This is a genomic window from Pontibacter sp. MBLB2868 (assembly GCF_051904785.1).
Classification (GTDB): Bacteria; Bacteroidota; Bacteroidia; order Cytophagales; family Hymenobacteraceae; genus Pontibacter.
In genome coordinates this window covers 1,307,447-1,323,901 of sequence record NZ_CP196710.1, presented here as the reverse complement: position 1 = coordinate 1,323,901, position 16,455 = coordinate 1,307,447, and the positions used below count along the sequence as shown (strand labels likewise).

Here is a 16,455-nt window from a genome sequence, read left to right as displayed (position 1 = left end):
GCCCAGGTTCTGGCTTCTAAATTTAAAGGCCTTTGCATTTTCCGGTGTAAGACGGATCCTATTCCAGCAGAACGCTGTTTAGCATCGAAAGATGTATGTACATATTCAACGGAAAATACTGCATCTTTGCAGCTTTATTACGCTTATGGCACCTACAATGAACAAACAGCGGCTTTCGCTAAGTGTATTCTTTTTTCTGGCAGGTTTTAATTTTGCCAGCTGGACATCCCGCATACCGACCATCACAGGTGCCTTGAAGCTGAACGAAGCCGAACTTGGCACTATCCTGCTCACCATGCCCATAAGCTCCCTGATCGGGTTGCCTTTATCCGGGTGGCTTGTAACCAGGTTCGACAGCCGGATACCGCTTACTTCGGCCTTTTTGCTGAATGCCATATCGCTTTCTTTGATCGGTTTGGCAGATTCTCCTGTTTCGCTGGTCATTGCGCTTTTCCTGTTTGCCTTAAGTATGCGCATCTTCAATATCGCTGTTAATACGCAGGCGATCACCTTACAGAAACAGTTTGAGCGGAAGATAAACGGCTCGTTTCACGGGCTCTGGAGTTTAGGCGGTATTGTTGGCGTAGGCGTGACAACCTTGCTGATTTCCCTGAATATCTCTATTGTACCGCACTTACTCTCGGTATCGGTATTTTCGTTTATCGCAACCCTGATCACAACACAGTACCTGCTGCGCAACGACCGCTCCACGTCGGGCAATAAATTGTCGCTTAAGAAACCGGACCCGGCCATTGTATACTTAGGTTTGCTGGTATTCTTTGCAGCGGTGTGCGAGGGTGGCATGTTCGACTGGAGTGGCATCTATTTCCAGCAGGTGATAAAGGAGGATGTATTTACGTCCGGCTATCTCATTTTCATGTCGTTCATGGCGCTTTCAAGGTTTATCTCTGACCGCATCATCGACAAGATCGGGATGGCCAGAACCTATATTTTAAGCTCCATACTTATCTTTACCGGCATCACTCTGGCCATCGTTTTCCCCAGCTTCTGGCCCGCAATGATCGGCTTTTCGTTTGTCGGATTCGGAACGGCGTCGGTTATACCCATGACGTATACACTGGCAGGTTCTTCCACTAAATACTCCCCCGGCGTTACGCTTTCCATCATTGTTACCTATGGCATCATCGGTATGCTGATCGGGCCGCCGCTGATCGGGTACCTGGCGCATGCTTTTAACCTGAAGGTGTCGTTTATACTTTTCGCATTTGCGGGTATCATGCTTATTCCGGTGTCTAAGATGTTTTTCAGGATAGAGCAGTAAGGGAATGTAATGGGTTTGGTTAGTAATTAGCTTTTCTTGTTAGCTTCTGCTGCATTTTTACTAATTCTGCTGTTTTTTCTAGCTGCCACTGGATTATTACTATTTCTGCTATCCTTGTTAGCTGCGGCTGCATCCTCAGTCTTAGGTTTGTCCTTTTTCATCTCATGCTTTGGTGCGCTCTAGCCCGCGAGGGCACGTCCTCGGGCATCGCGCTGTGTGCCTGAAGCTGCCTCCGCTCTGCTTCGGCTGCCCTACGGGCACCGCAACATGCACAAGGCGCTCAACTCGAGGACTGGGATCAGTTCGATAGCTATTGCTATTGTTGTTGCCTCCGCTATAAAACAAGGAGAATTCCCCTCCTCGGAGGGGTTAGGGGTGGGTTCATACCCACAGCTTTGCCAACACCGACCTGAGCCACAGCAGTAGTAGAAACCCCTCACCTAGCAAAAGCTGTGGCCATGTGCATTGACGACGATTTTTTGTCTGAGCGTTCAGCGAGTTCAAAATCGTCTTGATTCTTTTGCTTACTTTTCTCATCAAGGAGAAAAGTAAGGCCCCGCCGGCAAGGCGAAAGCTAGCTAAGAGAAAAAGAAGCTTCTATAAAGCGGGTAGGTATGAACGAAGACAAGAGAATTTCCAGGGGGTGCTTGGATTCAGCACTGCAGTAAATCCTGACCATCCTCTTATCATGCAAATCCTGATTCTGATAAGAAACAGTAGAACCGGCCTTTCCCTCTTGTGTCTCGCACCAGGCAAAACAGATCCATTCTATACTTGTTGTCAACTAAATGGCTCCGGATGGTGTACGTTCTTGTAAGCAACAACTTGTAAAACTATGGATCTAGGAATAAAAGGCCACACGGCTGTTATTACCGGGGGTGACTCCGGCATCGGAAAAGCGACTGCCAAGCTACTGGCAGCTGAAGGAGTACATATAGTACTGTCTGATAAAACACAGCAGGAGTTAAAAGAGGCAATAGCGGAAGTTCAGAAAGAAGCGAAAGACGGCGCACAGGTTACTGGCATTACGGCAGACCTGACCAACAATGATGATGTTCAGGAATTGGCGAAGCAGGTGAAGGAAAAATTCGGAGGGGCCGACATGCTGGTGCACTGCGCAGGAGCACGGGGCGCTGCCGGCGATTTCCTGACGCTGAGCGACGAAGACTGGTACGAGACCATTGACATCGACCTGATGGGTGCCGTGCGTGTGTGTCGTGCCTTTATTCCGCAGATGCAGGACAAAGGATGGGGACGCATTGTGCTTATCTCCTCAGAAAACGCGCTGCAGCCTTACGAAACCGAAAGCCCTTATAATGCCTGCAAAGCCGGTATCGTGAACCTGGCCAAATGCCTGTCGCGGGCCTATTCTAAAGAGGGACTACTGATAAACACGGTGTCTCCGGCGTATATTGCCACCCCCATGACGGACGCCATGATGGAAGAACTGGCTGAGAAACGCGGTGAAACGGTAGATGAGGCCGTGGAGTGGTTCCTGCAGAACAAGCGACCACATATTGCCGTGGACCGCCGTGGCAAAGCAGAGGAAGTTGCCTTCGTGATCGCGATGCTTTGCTCGGAACGGGCCAGCTACGTGAACGGCAGCAACTACCGTGTAGATTGCGGAGCCGTGGAAACTGCTTTCGGGTAAAAGGAAGCTTCAAGTACAAAATGTTAGCAGAATTTCATCCAGACATTCCCGGCCACTTAGCAAGCTAGAGGCAGAAGCTCATTAGCAGAAACTCTCTTAAAGAACCTTAAAATCAAGTATGAAGCTAAAGACCTCGCGGCGTCTTCAAGACCCGCGAGCGTCTGGGCTACGAAGCAACAGCTTAACCACCCCAGACGCTCGCAGGAGCTACACACGTTGTGAGGATTAAAAAACTCCCCCCTGTTTTAGGGCTATGACCAGGACACAAACCTAATATTAACAGCACCAAAACTACATACTTCAAGTCTGTGACTTGGAGTACAAATGGGGCCAGTTTGTAACTGGCCTTGTGCCTGTCAGATAACCTACGCCAGTTAGAAACTGGCCCTAATACAGCTCCAAGTCACAGACTTGAAGCATTTTAAATCTTACGAGGGGTTGGGGGATGTCACCGCTCCCATTCCACCTCCGGAAACACCACTTCCAGCTGCCGTTTGATCACACGGTAATTGCCTTTCCAGAAACTGGCCAGGTCTGATACAGTGGTGATCGGCTTCAGCTCCGGCGAAAGCAAGGCCAGCTCCACGGTCATCTCCCCATTATCTACGGTCGGACTCTCCTCCCATGCCAGCACGTCCTGCAGACGAATCTCCAGCTTGGGTTGCTCTCCGTTAGGTTTATACTCCAGTTCTATACTTGAGCCATCCGGCAGAGTTATACTTGCCGGGGCTAATACTTCCAGCCTTGCACGCTGCTCCTCGTTCAGGTATTTGGCTTCCAGTATCGGCTGAAGGTCCAGCTTCATCAGGTCGTCGGGGTGCTCAATGTCGTACAAGTATGGCTTTAGCCAGTCCATGTTGGTCATGAGCAAAGTACTGGTGCTTACGTCGGGCCAGAACTCGGAAGGGCGCCATTTGCGCAGGCTCAACACACGGTTCTGCCATTGCGTTAGCTCGTGGTTAAAGTCCAGCAGGTGCTCGCCTTCTACTTTTATGGCTGCCGACATAGCAGGTAAGCGGTGCTTCTCGTCGGGTGGTGGCAGCGGCTTGCTTTGCAGCACGATGCTTCCGATTCGCGTATCCATCGAGGCGGTCAGTTCACCGTCGTTCACGTCCCAGTGGTATACTTCCTGCTGCTTTACGAGCGGGGCCAGGTCGCGGGGGTTAAGCGGCGAAGCCAGGAAAATGCGGCCTGGGTTGTCGCCGGTGCCGGCGTGCAGGTGCGCGATGGCCAGCCAGGGCTCGTGCGCCAGGTCGTCGCGGTGACCGGCAGACGCATACTGCCCGCTTGCCAGCTGGAACTGCGCGTTGTTGCCGGGCCGTGCATAGGCGATGCGCTCCGGGTAGCAATGCGTCAGCAGCACACCCGTTTCATACTCGTCAAAAGTGCTGTTATCCGGCTGCAGCTCAAACATGGAGCGGTACGAGCGGGCGATCTTCTCGATCTTACCGAAACGCTTGCCCTGCCCCTGCTCTTTTCTATACCTTCTGAGGGCTTCTATTCTTAAATTAATGTCGATGCCGGCGTTGCGGTCCAGCGGGTCGCGCTCTTCCAGGATGGCGGCAATATCGCTTGCCAGCGCCACCTGGTCCGTTTCCTCGGCTTTGAGCAGCATGTGCGCAATGCGCGGGTGGCATGGCAGCGCGTGCATCTTCTTGCCGTGCTCGGTAATGCGGCCGTTCTCCAGCGCCTGCAGCTGGTGCAGCATGTCGGTGGCGTATTGCAGGGCGGCGCGCGGCGGCGGGTTCAGCCAGGTAAGGCCACGGATATCCATAATGCCCCATTGCGCCATGTCCAGCACCAGGTTGGCCAGGTCGGCTTCCATGATCTCGGGAGTGCGGTGCGGGGCCATGCGCTCCTGCGTGGTCTTGCTCCACATGCGATAGGCCGTACCCGGACCCAAACGCCCTGCCCTTCCGGCACGCTGGTCGGCGGCGTCTTTGGAGATGCGCACGGTTTCGAGCCGCGACAAACCGGACTTCGGATCGAAGCGGGAGGTTTTGCCGAAGCCCGTATCCACCACCACCGAAATACCTTCTATGGTTAAGCTGGTCTCGGCTATACTTGTAGCCAGCACTATTTTGCGTTTGCCCTGGCGGTCGGGCATGATAGCGGCGTATTGCTTGCCGAAGGGCAGCATACCGAACAGCGGGTGTATCTTAAAATCGCGCAGCTGCCTGCGGAGCAGTTCTTCTACTTTCCGGATGTCGTTTTCGCCGGGCAGAAACACGAGAATATCCCCTTCCTGCTCCTTGGCGGCTTGCTGCACTACCTTGGCCGTCATTTCGGGCAGCATGCGGTCGTCGGCGTCGCCGGTGTAAAAGGTTTCGATGGGGTATTGCCGCCCCATACTTTGCGCCACCGGGGCCTGCAGCAGTTTGGTAAGCTGGGGCATATCCAAGGTGGCCGACATCACCATGATGCGCAGGTCCGGGCGAAGGGCGTGCTGCGCCTCCCGGCTCAGGGCCATGGCCACATCGGCGTGGATGCTACGCTCATGAAACTCGTCGAAGATCACGATGCCGATGCCCGACAGCGAGCGGTCGCTGTGGATCATGCGGGTGAGGATGCCTTCGGTAACGACCTCGATGCGGGTGCGCTCGGAGATGCGCGTCTCGAAACGGATGCGGTAACCGACGGTCTGGCCTACCTCCTCACCCAACAGCTGCGCCAGGCGCTCGGCAATGGTTTTGGCCGCCAGGCGCCGGGGCTCCAGCATGATGATCTTCTGATCTTTGAGCCATGGCTCGTCAAGTATAGCCAGCGGCAGCAAGGTACTTTTACCGGCTCCCGGAGGGGCGTTTACGATCAGCGTGTTCTGCGCTGACAGATGTTCTCTGACAGCTGGTATAATTTCCCGAACGGGTAAGTCTATGGTAAATGGGTTGAAGGGCAAGAGTACTAAAATGTAAGTAGTAGTTTTAAAAAGTCTATATTTGTGCATTAAGATAAGCAATAGTTTCTCATGCTTATCTTATTAGATAAAACTTTATGATGGGGACTTAAAGATATTATATGCCTAAGTCCAATACATTTATTTTGATATATTAGATAATAGCAATATTATTGAACGTTTTGTTTATGGTAATAATGAAAATAGTAATCACTCGTTAGGAATATTAAGGTGTGTTAAACTAATAATCTATTATTGTTTTAAACAAAATTCTTAATTAATTGTATAACAAACATCTAAATACAAAAGCATTTTATACTACAGATTGATGGCTAAAATCCAGATACCAGAACCTTTTTTGCCTGGCTTCTATGAAATTGCAAAATTAAATATAGAACAGATAGGCACTTTATCAGAAATTATTGCTGAGATTCCCTTAGGTACCGGTCCGAAGTCATTTCAAGAAATCATCGATTCAAGAATGTCTTTCGAAAATATTGATACAGATGAACTAGGTACCACACTATTTAGTCTAGGTAGTATTTTGTCTTCAGAGGAATTTTCTACGGAAGAAATCTCAAAAGAACTTTCTGAATCATTTAATGAGAATTTAGAAGAGGAGCTTCAAAAAGATGAGCTGTTAGAGCTAGAAAACAAATTAATTACTTTGTTCTCTAATTATGAGAATCTTAAATTAACGTTTAAAGCTCTTTTATTATTGACAGAGAATGAAAAGTCCTTTAGTGAAGCTCGGATTCTCTCAGACATCAGAATGGTATTCAATGATAATTTAGAAGACAAGAAAAGAAATGCAGTTATAATCAATCAATTAAAGATTGAATATAGAAAGGCTAATCAAAAAGAGGAATTATTTGTATCCTTAGATACTTCTGATCTAAAGAAGCTTAAAGCTCAAATAGAAAGAGCTCTTCAAAAAGAAGAATTATTAAAAGAAAATTATAAAGATTCCATTTCTTTTATAGAAATAACAGACTAAATGCAGGCATTAAACATTCCAAGGAAATCTAAATCAAGGTCTTCAAGAACGAATGACCCTAATACTTATGTAGCTCTAAAAGATTGGGGAGAAATAAACTCTTACAGCTATGTAAGATCTGAATCAAAAACTCGTTTGGCGATTGCAGAGCCACTTATAGCTAAATCTGATATTCTTTATGATATTATCATAGGAAACCAATCTGATAATTTAATTCAGCTGTTCGAGGTAAGGAATTTTTCACAGCATAAAATAGAAGTTCCAAATCATCCCTCTATTGTTATTTCTACAGAATTAAAAAGTATATATGAAGCTGTAGAAGAATCTAGGTATATACTTGATTTGGAAGAAGGATGGGATGATGAAAATGCTAAAGAAATAAGTATAATTTCATGGTACAGAACAATCAGCTTTCTAGTGAATTATTCTTCTTATATATTTGATACATATCAACTGAAGATATCAGCTCCAGAAATCAACCCTTGCCGTGATGGTTCAATTGATTTATCTTGGAGAACTAATACAGCAAGAATGTTGATCAATATTTCTAATGCAGATAATATGATTGCTTCTTATTATGCAGATAAGTATAACAGCTTAAATAGTATAGAAGGATTGGTTGAGACTGACAAAGTACAAGAGTTCTTAGCTTCTTGGATGAAATATTTAGTATAGATGTGGGAAATTGAAGAAATTCCAGATATAGACACGGTTCATTGTAGAGTTCACAAACAATTCTATTCTTCTAAAACAAAAAAACCTTCAGCATCTGCATTTAGAAATACGCCTGAAGATGGGACAAATCTTTCTTCTGATTGGTCTAAGTATGCTTCTGCTATAGACTGCAGAAATTTTGTATCAAAGCTAATCCACCATAAAACTGGAAACTTTAGAAACCCAGAAGATTATGTTGTGTATTCATTTAGTGTAAAAAAACTAAGGGAACTTAATACAATAAAACAACAGGTACTACATGATCCTATATTTAATGATCCTGAGAGAGAACATGAGCCAAACAATAGAGCTCATTCAATCATTGAAGGCAGTAAAGGATTACCAAATGATAACAAGTTTAGATTAGAAATGGTCGAGCTTGGCTATTGGTCTATAGATACCTAAAAATTCTTTTGAAGATTCAAGCTCTTTAAAGAAGCTTGAATCTTCAATTTCTATCAATATATTCCCTCGCTGGTTCGAGCTTAAATCTCATGCTTTCTCTTATCTATGCAACTTTACTCTAATCACGAGTAACTTCACGGACTACAAGCTTGTACTAGCGAAGGGGTATTGGTTTAATAAACTGTTTCTATATAAATTTCCATTATTTAGCATTAGCATGCCAAAATAAAAGGTATGAAGTGATAGCTTATTTCCTGATGAATCTTCAACATATGAACTTGTGGTAGTAGAATCAGAAAGAGGTCTTCTGTGTTCTTCAGAAACAACATTGAGTCCACTCATTGAAAGTGGATGTAAATCAAAATCGTAGCTTTTCTCCTTAATACCATATATCCCTGTTTTAATAGATGGGATTTCAAAACTTCCATTTAGAATATATGCATCCATTTTAATGAAGTCTTCTGGTTTAAAACACATAGTTCTATTACTCAGTATTTCTAAGAGTTTATTAAATTCATTTTCACTTAGAAAATTCCCCTCATAATCTGATATATACTTATAAAATGCTATTTCATTTCTAAGTTCGTACCTTCCATTATACTTTTTAGAGGTGAACTCAAATAATCCATATGAGTTTATAGTAACAGTATGATAAAAGCGATCCATTCGCATAAAGATTTTATCAAATAGGAAAGATCCATCTTCAGTCACGACACTCATATTATTTTCGAACTTACTTGAATATCCAGCCTCTACTCTTCTCTTAGTTGCTGTATCATCAATATAGATAGAAACTCCATGAATAAAGCTTAACTCCTTTATTCTAGTTTTCAATATTTCGTAGTCTTTTTCTACAATGGATTTATTTTCATCATTATTAGCCATTTTGGAAGAAATATTTAGATTACATAGATACTACTTGAGATTTAACTTCTATTTAATCATATTTTAGAAGCCAACACAATCTTAATGAGTAATTACCTGTAATTACAGCTTGTAGCTTATACCTTTACGATACAACGCGGTTGCTTTCCCGCTAGCAAAGCAGGGGTAAGTATAAGGTTCCCCCGCTAGCGCGAGCTTGTAGCTCGTGCCTATTCTTTTCCACGCAGCTATACCTTGAGCTCAAGTAACAGTACGAGCTACAAGCTCGCACTAGCGTACAAATTCCTAAACCCGCAAACTGCTATTTAAAGTATAAGCTTTCATGAGCAGGAAGTATAAATTTCATAACAAGGAAGGGCTATACTTTGTAGATTTTGCGGTGGTGTACTGGATAGACGTGTTCACGCGGGAGGAGTACTTTGCCCTACTTACCGACAGCCTGGATTAAGCCGCAAAAACAAAAGCATGGTAAATTATGCCTGTTGCCTTTTTCCACTATTACCGCTCCGACCTCGCGGCGTTTTACAAACCCGCGAGCGTCTGCCGCCATGGCCGTGGCAATACGTGTTAAAGCCTGGTGCAGTAGTTTTTACCACAGACACTCGCGGGTCGAGAAGACGCCGCGAGGTCTTTTGAACCACAGCTTTCGGCGTAGCACCGGCAGTTCTGGCAGCAACACAACAAACCTAGCAAGCTGTGGAGCGCCGCCGTAATAGATCAAAAGAACGACTACATCCATAACAACCCCGTAGAAGCCAGCTTTGTGTCGGAGCCGGAACATTGGAAGTATAACAGCACCATAATCTATAGCGGTGGCAAAGGTCTGCTGAAAATTGATATTGCCTGAACAACGGAGGTACGAGCTACAAGCTTTCACTAGCGAACGCACTGGTTGGCAGGCACATATGCCAGAGGTACTTTATCAGACCATTCTAAAGCCTTAAGCAATGTACTTACTGCAACTGTAACTTTGGCCTGTCGTTTAGAGACAGCAGGTACACTGACATAAGCGCGTTAAACAAAAGCTGCGCTGGTTGGTAGTATCTGTATCTCAAACCAAATACCTTGTATATGCAAGACGACTACAGCAATTCTTCAGCTAATCTGATCTCGGTCATCAACTACTACTGGGAAAAGTTTCTGTTCCTGCTCCCAAACATTCTGGTCACGATCCTCATCATTATTGTGGCGGTGTGGCTGGCGGGTAAGATCAAAAATTGGCTGGAAAGCCGGCTGACCACCAAATCGCATGACAAGATCACGGGCAGGTACATCGCGCTCGTTACCCGTTGGGTTGTCATTTTCATTGGGGTGCTGCTGGGCTTACAGGCGCTTGGCTTGAGCGGCGTGGCGGGTGGCTTGCTGGCTAGCGCAGGCTTATCCGTATTTGTGATTGGCTTTGCATTCAAGGATATTGCCGAGAACTTCCTGGCCGGTCTTATACTTGCTTTCGACCGTCCCTTCGAGATAACTGACACCATAGAGGTAGAAGACACCATCTGGAAAGTACAGAACCTGCACCTGCGCTCTACCCACCTCCTCACCTTCGATAGCCGCGATGTGTACATCCCGAATGCCAAAATACTAAGCTCCAAAGTAACCAACCTGACCCAGAATGGTCGCATCCGGATGGACTTTGTGGTGGGTATTGATTACAATGATGATGCACAGGCCGCCATTAACCTGATCGAAAAAACAGCCTTGGGTATTCCTGGCGTATTACAGGAGGACCCACCCTATGCCACAGTAGACTTGCTCGATGTGAGTACCTTAAACATCAAAGTGTTTTTCTGGGCTGAAACTGATGATTATAAAAAAGGCGTTGTGCTGCTGAAAGGCAGTATCATGCAGGCCGTTTCAAAAGCCCTGCTGGAAAATGGCTTCGGACTCCCGGCCAACATACAGGAACTCAAGCTGTACGATTACCAGAAAGACCTCCCCATCCGGATGGTAGAGAAGTCGGTGCAGGAGTAAATTCAGCTACAGCGAAAGATAGTTTTACGCTCCTGCACGAAATAATTCTGGCTACTCCCCCCGCTGGCGCGAGCTTGTAGCTCGTGCCTTTTCCTTTCCGCGCAGCATACAACTTCAGCATAAGTAAAAGTATGAGCTATGAGCTTTCATTAGCGTAAGGCGTACTCATCCGGAGGTGTAATTGTCCGGCCTCCATAAATTCCTAGCCCACGGGCAACCGCCCTCCCCTCTCCTGCATCTATACCAAAAACAAACGCTACCTAACTATGAAAAAACTATTACTCGCTGCAGCGCTGCTGGCTAGCAGTTGCCTTATGCCTGCTTTGGCACAGTTTAAAAAGGCATGTGGCCGGGAGAACCGGGCGCAGGTCATGTTGCTGGGTACCTTCCATTTTGCCTATCCCAATGCCGACATTATCACAACAGCAAAAGCCGACCAACTGGACGTTACCTCCCCTCAGGGCCAGCGCGACATAGCACGCATCAACAGCCGGATGGCGAAGTTCAAACCCACTAAAATTGCTGTCGAAGTAAGGCCGGAGAAGCAGGCCCGACTGGACTCGCTGTACCAGGCTTACCTGGATGGCCGCTATGAGCTGGGCGTGAATGAGGAGTACCAGCTGGGTTTCAGGCTGGCCAAACAGCTGGGGCACCCGCGCGTGTACGCCATCGATACATGGGGCAACCTGGATGCCTATCAGAAATCCGACGCTAAAGAATTTGAGGTTCGGGAAGACAAAGCAGCGCAGATGGAGGCTTTCTGGGAGTACATGCAGGCAACGGTAAAGGCCCGCCACGAAGCCGATAAAAAGCTGGCAGGCAATCAAGCACGCACGGTCTACCAGAAAATAAAGGAGATGAACCAGCCAGCGGCCATCCGAAAAGGACTGGAAAACTATTTCCGGGAGGCTTTTCAGTACGAGGCACAGCCTTACGACTATACCGGCGTGGACTGGTACAGCGCTTCCTGGTTTAACCGAAACCTGCGCATCTTCCGCAACATTCAGCGCATTACAGAAAGCCCCGATGACCGCATTTTGGTGATCTACGGTGCAGGCCACCTGGGTCCGCTGCAGCAAGCCGTAGAAAGCTCTCCCTCGCACCAGCTTGTGCCGGCATATAAATTACTGCGCTAGGCGGTGGTGTTGTTTATGCACTCGCTGAAAGTATAGCAGCGATACCATCAGTACGAGTAACAGTACAAGCTCGCAACAGCAGACGATGAAAGACTACTGTAAACTATAAAAGCGGGACTTTATGGTTATGCACCAGCCCCGCTTTTATGTATGCTATTTAATATGATCTCTTTTCTGCCTCTTACTTACCTTAGGCCTCCTGTTTCTGGGCAGCCAATAATTGATCAAGGTTTTCCATGGCCATGGTCAGGCCTTCTTTAAAGCCCATCTGGATGGTGGTTTCGAGCTGTGCCAGGTCATCGAATGTGATCAGGTTCTCTACTAAAGTAAGCTCCTCTTTGAGTGTAAAGTTTACCTCCCACTTCGATTGCGGCATTTCAGTGTTTACCACTCCTTCCGCGTCTGCAAAGCCATCCAACGCGGTAAAGCGCCTTTTAGGATCAATGGTCTTGTACTTTGCCAATGCCCAATGCTCTTCGCCTGCGGGGCCAACCATGGCATAGTGCCAGTAGCCACCTTCCCTGAAATCCATTGTTTTGGTGCGGGCTTTCCAGGGCTTAGGCGCCCACCATTGGTCCAGGATCTCACTTTTTGTGTAAGCATCCCACACAAGCTGTAGCTCTGCCGCAAACTCTCTTTTAACGGTGATTGTTTTGTTTTCCTTGTTCACGGAGAACTCGAATTCCAGGTCGTGTTTCATGGCTTATTTTGTTTTATGTTAGAAAATATAGTGTCGAGTTGGTTAAAACGGTCTTCCCAGATCTTCCTGAACTGTTCCAGCCATTTGTCAATTTCTTTCATTTTAGCTACTTCAAGCTGGTAGTAAATTTCCCGCCCCTGTTGTTCCTGTTTCACAAGCTGGCACTCTACAAGTATCTGCAAGTGCTTTGAAACAGCTTGCCTACTGGTGTCAAAATGCTCAGCTATCGCATTCGGCGTCATAGCCTGCAAGGCAATCAACCCAATAATGGCTCTTCGGGTAGGGTCTGCTATCGCCTGGAAAACGTCTCTTCTCATCTGTTTATCAAAATATGCAACCGTTTGTTTGCTAATATACGTGCAATTAATCGGTTGCGTATACTGTTTTGGTTATTTTTTTATGCAACTCATTAAGGTATAAATAGTATGGAGTCATTTTGATTAACCAATTCATCTGCTGGCGCGTGCTTGTAACTAGTGCCTTAACTCCCACCCAGCTATACCATCAACACGCGTAGCGGTTCAAGTGGCTGCCTTTCCCTATCAGACTAGATCCTCCAATCAGTATTATATACGCTTACCGCAACTGTGCCCCTGCCAGTTAGTATACATACTATAAGCAGTCTGCTTCTCCCCTATGAGTAAAAAGATCCAGAAGCCTTCCAAGCCAGTAACTGGTTCTATGTTAAAAGCTCCGTTTCTGTGGATGGAGTGGGGAATGAATTGGCTCACTTACTGGATGAGCCACCTGGCTGTATTTAAGCTTTTGAAGTATGTAGGCAAGCTTGCTATACTGGTCGCTATTATTGGCTGGTTTTGGGAGGCACCCACACGCCGGAATGCCTCCATTCGCGAGAACTGGGCTGTACTGTACGAAAAAGGTGGCGGCCGCATGGAAGCTTTACTATTCCTACGCCAGGAAGGCGTTGATCTCAGGGGCTTTAACGGGGAGTATGGCTTCTTTGAAGGGATTGACCTGCAAGGGGCTAATTTATACGGAGCCGACCTATCGAATGCAAAGCTGGCAAAGGCGAACCTTAGCCATACCACCCTCACCAATTCCGAACTGGACGAAGCCGTACTGGACAGCGCCAACTTAAAAGCCGCCATATTAGCCAACTCTGACCTGACAGGTGCCTGGCTTCGCAACGCCATACTTGACCGGGCCAACCTCACCTTCACTAATTTCAGCCGTGCTTTTGTAAGCGGAGCCAGCCTGCGGGCAGCCAACCTAAGTGAAGCCAGGCTAAGCCATGCTTTTTTCCAGGCTGCTGATCTGCGCGGTGCTACCTTTCAGTTTGCCAAGTTAGACAGTACTGATTTGAACAGGGCTAAGTTAAATGGTGCCGACCTGTCGCTGGCCGACATGCGGGGTGTTAAGTTATTTAATGCCGATCTGACAAATGCAACGCTTACATTCGCCATGTTAGTTAACGCAGACTTAAGCGGTGCTATGCTACGCGGTGCCGACCTGAGCAATTCCATTTTAGTAGATGCCAACTTAGAAAACGCAGTGTTGGATAATGCCAATCTAAGAGGTGCTAACCTGCGAGGCGTAAACCTGAAAAATGCCAGCCTGCGCGGGGCAGACCTGCGGAGTGTCCGATTCCTGAGCGACACCGCTTTACAACATGCCGATACAACAGGTATACTGCTGCGGTAGTTGTGTCGGTTCATCAGCTTTAACGAAAGGCAGAAAATTACTCGCATTAAAGGATATTAGTGTTTAATGCGCGCTTGTAGCTTTTGCCATTTCTTTTGCATGCAGCATGGGGAGCTACTGGGTGCATTTGGGGTGAATAAGCCGTTGCTCCGTAGCCAGACGCTCGCAGGTCTTGAAGACGCCGCGGGGTCTTTTGGGTTTACGCATTATAATGCTTGGAACACTGTATACTTTGGAGAGCTATTTTTTTGATAAGCTTACCAGGCACCACAAGTAACTTTCATAGTTATCAAGCAAATGTAGTTATCAGGCAAATGCCTTTTCGTGTGCTGCTGTCTCATCAGTTTCTAGTGCTGCTTTGGCAGGCAGTTGGTGCCCGGTAAAGTATAATGTAACGCCCACGGAAACTATAAAAGTTGCCAGCCTGGCCATGTTAGCCGCTAAGCCGCCGAGGGCATCATCACTTACACTAAACAGCATCCACGAAAAATTCATGAGCAAATGTAGGAAGATGGCGAGATACAAATTGTTACCCCATTTAACGTAGAGCCACGTAACCCATAAAGCACAGGAGAACATAAAGAGCACCGTAAGTGCCGCACTAGTTGCATCGCTGGCCTGGTATAGGTGCTCTAGTCCAAACACGATAGCTGGCGGGAGTGCGGCCGGCAGAAAACGCCACCCACAACCATAATAAAGCGCTCCAAAAACCAATGCCCGGAAGGCGAGTTCCTCAAAAACAGCCGCTGTAAATGCTCCCCTGTAAACCGTGAGGCCATCTAACGCCCCGTTCCACTCAAAGAAAAAAGGAAAAGAAAGAAACATAGGCAGAGTAAACAACAAGGCAATACCAAAACTTCTTACTAGCGAATGCTTCAGGCCTAGCAGGTATGGGAGTTGCCTCCAAAACAGCACGCCGGTTACCAGGAGAATCGGGGCATAATTAAGCGCTTTCCAGGCAATGTCGCGCAAGTAAGGGTTTTGTGGAAGCAGGCTCATCGGAAAAGAAACAGCCCGGATCAGCTCCTGGGAGAAATACTCACCCAACAGGGCGGCTAACACCAGCACGCTTTGTAAAACAATTTTGGTTCTCATACTTGTAAGAATTAGGTTAAACTTTCTGCCAAGTAAAAGCCTGGTAAAGCGAGAGTCAATTAAAGAGTGACGAGGTGGCCTGGCTGGGGATGAATGCTGGCCTTTTGGGACGAAGCACCTAATTTTGGGACGAAATATGGGTGAAATTCTGCAGCTTGTTTTGGATCTGCGGGCGATACGAATTCGAAACAGGAATCCGTTCCGGGCTAATTTCCGATACAAGTTCATACTTGCCCCCAACCGTACGGTGCGCCACAAAATGAGAAAGGTTAACAAGGTAAGAGCGATGTACCTGCACAAACGAGTCGGGTAATTGCTCCTGTACCTGCTTTAGAGTGGCTCGCAACATTACAGAGCGTAATTTGGCATCCTGCCTGTAAACCACCTTCACGTAATTCCCCTCACTTTTCAGGAACAGGATCTGGTCTTGTCTAAATTGGTACTCCTCCTCTTTGTTTGCCCCCTTTAATAGCACTACTACTGGTGCAGCAGGTTGTTCTGTCAACTCTCGGGTAGTAGCCACGGTTGCCATACCTCTGGAAGGCAACACAGCAAACCGGCTCCATAAAATGGCAAGTAACGGGAAAACATAAACAGAAAGCACCATCAGGAAGAAAGCCGGGAAATGCAGTAAATCGAAATGCCCGTTAAACACAAATTGATTGTAAACAAAGCTCAGCACAGCACTTAGCAGTAAGGAGATCAGCAGCAACAGCACTTCCTGCTTCAGGCTCCAGGCTCCGCTCCATTTCCAATAAACTGATGTGCGCAAAAGGAAATGCACACTACAGGCAATAACGCCATACACCATAAGTAGAAGCGCCTTGTGCTCGTGCTCGAAATTGTAAGTGCCAAAAGGCTGAAAAATTATCAAAAAGAAGAAGACAAAGAAGCCAAAGAACAGGGCTTCCATAAAGGCAGACTTTATATTTACAACTGGAATGGCACGGTTAAACATACACCAATTATACGAAAATCAATTTAAGTAAATTTAAGTATACGTTGATAAAATTGAATACCTGCCCCGCCCACTCCCATCTGCATAGCCAGACCAGAAAATA

At 46.8% G+C, this 16,455-nt stretch carries 17 protein-coding genes; 9 read left to right on the top strand and 8 right to left on the bottom strand.

The features are described 5' to 3' along the window. The first annotated feature begins 145 nt into the window (after positions 1-145). Positions 146-1,282: an MFS transporter gene (locus ACSX1A_RS05765; protein ID WP_439882671.1), complete on the top strand. Its 1,137-nt coding sequence runs from the start codon at positions 146-148 to the stop codon at positions 1,280-1,282. 26 nt (positions 1,283-1,308) lie between these two features. Here ACSX1A_RS05765 and ACSX1A_RS05760 read toward each other — a convergent pair whose 3' ends face one another. Then, complete coding sequence (locus ACSX1A_RS05760) at positions 1,309-1,443, bottom strand: hypothetical protein (protein ID WP_439882670.1); 135 nt, start codon at positions 1,441-1,443, stop codon at positions 1,309-1,311. Between the two features lie 674 nt (positions 1,444-2,117). Here ACSX1A_RS05760 and ACSX1A_RS05755 point away from each other — a divergent pair. After that, positions 2,118-2,933, top strand: coding sequence for an SDR family NAD(P)-dependent oxidoreductase (locus ACSX1A_RS05755; RefSeq protein ID WP_439882669.1), 816 nt, complete (start codon positions 2,118-2,120; stop codon positions 2,931-2,933). Between the two features lie 448 nt (positions 2,934-3,381). Here the strand turns inward: ACSX1A_RS05755 and hrpB are convergent, their stop codons facing one another. After that, the gene (gene hrpB / locus ACSX1A_RS05750; protein WP_439882668.1) at positions 3,382-5,877 is read right to left on the bottom strand and encodes an ATP-dependent helicase HrpB; all 2,496 of its coding nucleotides are present in this window, start codon (positions 5,875-5,877) and stop codon (positions 3,382-3,384) included. Positions 5,878-6,154: 277 nt separating this feature from the next. Between hrpB and ACSX1A_RS05745 the strand changes: the two genes are divergently transcribed. The 3 genes from ACSX1A_RS05745 to ACSX1A_RS05735 are packed head-to-tail and all read left to right on the top strand — an operon-like array spanning position 6,155 to position 7,942. After that, positions 6,155-6,823 carry a hypothetical protein gene (locus ACSX1A_RS05745; protein ID WP_439882667.1) on the top strand — a complete coding sequence of 223 codons (669 nt, stop codon included), beginning with the start codon at positions 6,155-6,157 and terminating at the stop codon, positions 6,821-6,823. Continuing rightward, positions 6,824-7,498 (top strand): hypothetical protein, encoded by a 675-nt coding sequence (locus tag ACSX1A_RS05740; protein WP_439882666.1) that lies wholly within the window; start codon positions 6,824-6,826, stop codon positions 7,496-7,498. Further along, on the top strand, positions 7,499-7,942 hold the full coding sequence (locus tag ACSX1A_RS05735) for a hypothetical protein (RefSeq protein WP_439882665.1): 444 nt from the start codon (positions 7,499-7,501) through the stop codon (positions 7,940-7,942). 141 nt (positions 7,943-8,083) lie between these two features. Here the strand turns inward: ACSX1A_RS05735 and ACSX1A_RS05730 are convergent, their stop codons facing one another. Further along, positions 8,084-8,827: a hypothetical protein gene (locus tag ACSX1A_RS05730; protein ID WP_439882664.1), complete on the bottom strand. Its 744-nt coding sequence runs from the start codon at positions 8,825-8,827 to the stop codon at positions 8,084-8,086. Positions 8,828-9,149: 322 nt separating this feature from the next. Between ACSX1A_RS05730 and ACSX1A_RS05725 the strand changes: the two genes are divergently transcribed. Then, on the top strand, positions 9,150-9,275 hold the full coding sequence (locus tag ACSX1A_RS05725; RefSeq protein ID WP_439882663.1) for a hypothetical protein: 126 nt from the start codon (positions 9,150-9,152) through the stop codon (positions 9,273-9,275). Between the two features lie 141 nt (positions 9,276-9,416). Here the strand turns inward: ACSX1A_RS05725 and ACSX1A_RS05720 are convergent, their stop codons facing one another. Further along, on the bottom strand, positions 9,417-9,704 hold the full coding sequence (locus tag ACSX1A_RS05720) for a hypothetical protein (protein WP_439882662.1): 288 nt from the start codon (positions 9,702-9,704) through the stop codon (positions 9,417-9,419). A 194-nt stretch (positions 9,705-9,898) separates the two neighbouring features. On the opposite strand from ACSX1A_RS05720, the gene ACSX1A_RS05715 reads away from it, so the two are divergent. Beyond that, entirely contained in the window at positions 9,899-10,801 is a 903-nt protein-coding gene (locus ACSX1A_RS05715) for a mechanosensitive ion channel family protein (protein WP_439882661.1), read from the top strand. Between the two features lie 266 nt (positions 10,802-11,067). Then, positions 11,068-11,937, top strand: coding sequence for a DUF5694 domain-containing protein (locus ACSX1A_RS05710; RefSeq protein WP_439882660.1), 870 nt, complete (start codon positions 11,068-11,070; stop codon positions 11,935-11,937). Between the two features lie 190 nt (positions 11,938-12,127). Here ACSX1A_RS05710 and ACSX1A_RS05705 read toward each other — a convergent pair whose 3' ends face one another. Both ACSX1A_RS05705 and ACSX1A_RS05700 read right to left on the bottom strand, forming a co-directional pair. After that, positions 12,128-12,637: an SRPBCC family protein gene (locus ACSX1A_RS05705; RefSeq protein WP_439882659.1), complete on the bottom strand. Its 510-nt coding sequence runs from the start codon at positions 12,635-12,637 to the stop codon at positions 12,128-12,130. Further along, on the bottom strand, positions 12,634-12,954 hold the full coding sequence (locus ACSX1A_RS05700; protein WP_187065905.1) for an ArsR/SmtB family transcription factor: 321 nt from the start codon (positions 12,952-12,954) through the stop codon (positions 12,634-12,636). The genes ACSX1A_RS05705 and ACSX1A_RS05700 overlap by 4 nt, the downstream gene beginning before the upstream one ends. Positions 12,955-13,273: 319 nt before the next feature. On the opposite strand from ACSX1A_RS05700, the gene ACSX1A_RS05695 reads away from it, so the two are divergent. Beyond that, complete coding sequence (locus ACSX1A_RS05695) at positions 13,274-14,299, top strand: pentapeptide repeat-containing protein (RefSeq protein WP_439882658.1); 1,026 nt, start codon at positions 13,274-13,276, stop codon at positions 14,297-14,299. Between the two features lie 306 nt (positions 14,300-14,605). Here ACSX1A_RS05695 and ACSX1A_RS05690 read toward each other — a convergent pair whose 3' ends face one another. Continuing rightward, on the bottom strand, positions 14,606-15,394 hold the full coding sequence (locus ACSX1A_RS05690) for a lysostaphin resistance A-like protein (protein WP_439882657.1): 789 nt from the start codon (positions 15,392-15,394) through the stop codon (positions 14,606-14,608). Between the two features lie 118 nt (positions 15,395-15,512). After that, positions 15,513-16,307 carry a LytTR family DNA-binding domain-containing protein gene (locus ACSX1A_RS05685; protein WP_439882656.1) on the bottom strand — a complete coding sequence of 265 codons (795 nt, stop codon included), beginning with the start codon at positions 16,305-16,307 and terminating at the stop codon, positions 15,513-15,515. Positions 16,308-16,455 lie beyond the last annotated feature (148 nt).

What these genes read in the sequence shown, in the direction of transcription:
- ACSX1A_RS05765 (WP_439882671.1), top strand. Translation starts at nt 146, where the DNA reads ATGGCACCTACAATGAACAAACAGCGGCTTTCGCTAAGTGTATTCTTT.
- ACSX1A_RS05735 (WP_439882665.1), top strand. Translation starts at nt 7,499, where the DNA reads ATGTGGGAAATTGAAGAAATTCCAGATATAGACACGGTTCATTGTAGA.
- ACSX1A_RS05685 (WP_439882656.1), bottom strand. Translation starts at nt 16,307, where the DNA reads ATGGAAGCCCTGTTCTTTGGCTTCTTTGTCTTCTTCTTTTTGATAATT.
- ACSX1A_RS05745 (WP_439882667.1), top strand. Translation starts at nt 6,155, where the DNA reads ATGGCTAAAATCCAGATACCAGAACCTTTTTTGCCTGGCTTCTATGAA.
- ACSX1A_RS05725 (WP_439882663.1), top strand. Translation starts at nt 9,150, where the DNA reads ATGAGCAGGAAGTATAAATTTCATAACAAGGAAGGGCTATACTTTGTA.
- ACSX1A_RS05715 (WP_439882661.1), top strand. Translation starts at nt 9,899, where the DNA reads ATGCAAGACGACTACAGCAATTCTTCAGCTAATCTGATCTCGGTCATC.
- ACSX1A_RS05755 (WP_439882669.1), top strand. Translation starts at nt 2,118, where the DNA reads ATGGATCTAGGAATAAAAGGCCACACGGCTGTTATTACCGGGGGTGAC.
- ACSX1A_RS05710 (WP_439882660.1), top strand. Translation starts at nt 11,068, where the DNA reads ATGAAAAAACTATTACTCGCTGCAGCGCTGCTGGCTAGCAGTTGCCTT.
- ACSX1A_RS05695 (WP_439882658.1), top strand. Translation starts at nt 13,274, where the DNA reads ATGAGTAAAAAGATCCAGAAGCCTTCCAAGCCAGTAACTGGTTCTATG.
- ACSX1A_RS05740 (WP_439882666.1), top strand. Translation starts at nt 6,824, where the DNA reads ATGCAGGCATTAAACATTCCAAGGAAATCTAAATCAAGGTCTTCAAGA.
- ACSX1A_RS05730 (WP_439882664.1), bottom strand. Translation starts at nt 8,827, where the DNA reads ATGGCTAATAATGATGAAAATAAATCCATTGTAGAAAAAGACTACGAA.
- ACSX1A_RS05690 (WP_439882657.1), bottom strand. Translation starts at nt 15,394, where the DNA reads ATGAGAACCAAAATTGTTTTACAAAGCGTGCTGGTGTTAGCCGCCCTG.
- hrpB (WP_439882668.1), bottom strand. Translation starts at nt 5,877, where the DNA reads ATGCACAAATATAGACTTTTTAAAACTACTACTTACATTTTAGTACTC.
- ACSX1A_RS05700 (WP_187065905.1), bottom strand. Translation starts at nt 12,954, where the DNA reads ATGAGAAGAGACGTTTTCCAGGCGATAGCAGACCCTACCCGAAGAGCC.
- ACSX1A_RS05705 (WP_439882659.1), bottom strand. Translation starts at nt 12,637, where the DNA reads ATGAAACACGACCTGGAATTCGAGTTCTCCGTGAACAAGGAAAACAAA.
- ACSX1A_RS05760 (WP_439882670.1), bottom strand. Translation starts at nt 1,443, where the DNA reads ATGAAAAAGGACAAACCTAAGACTGAGGATGCAGCCGCAGCTAACAAG.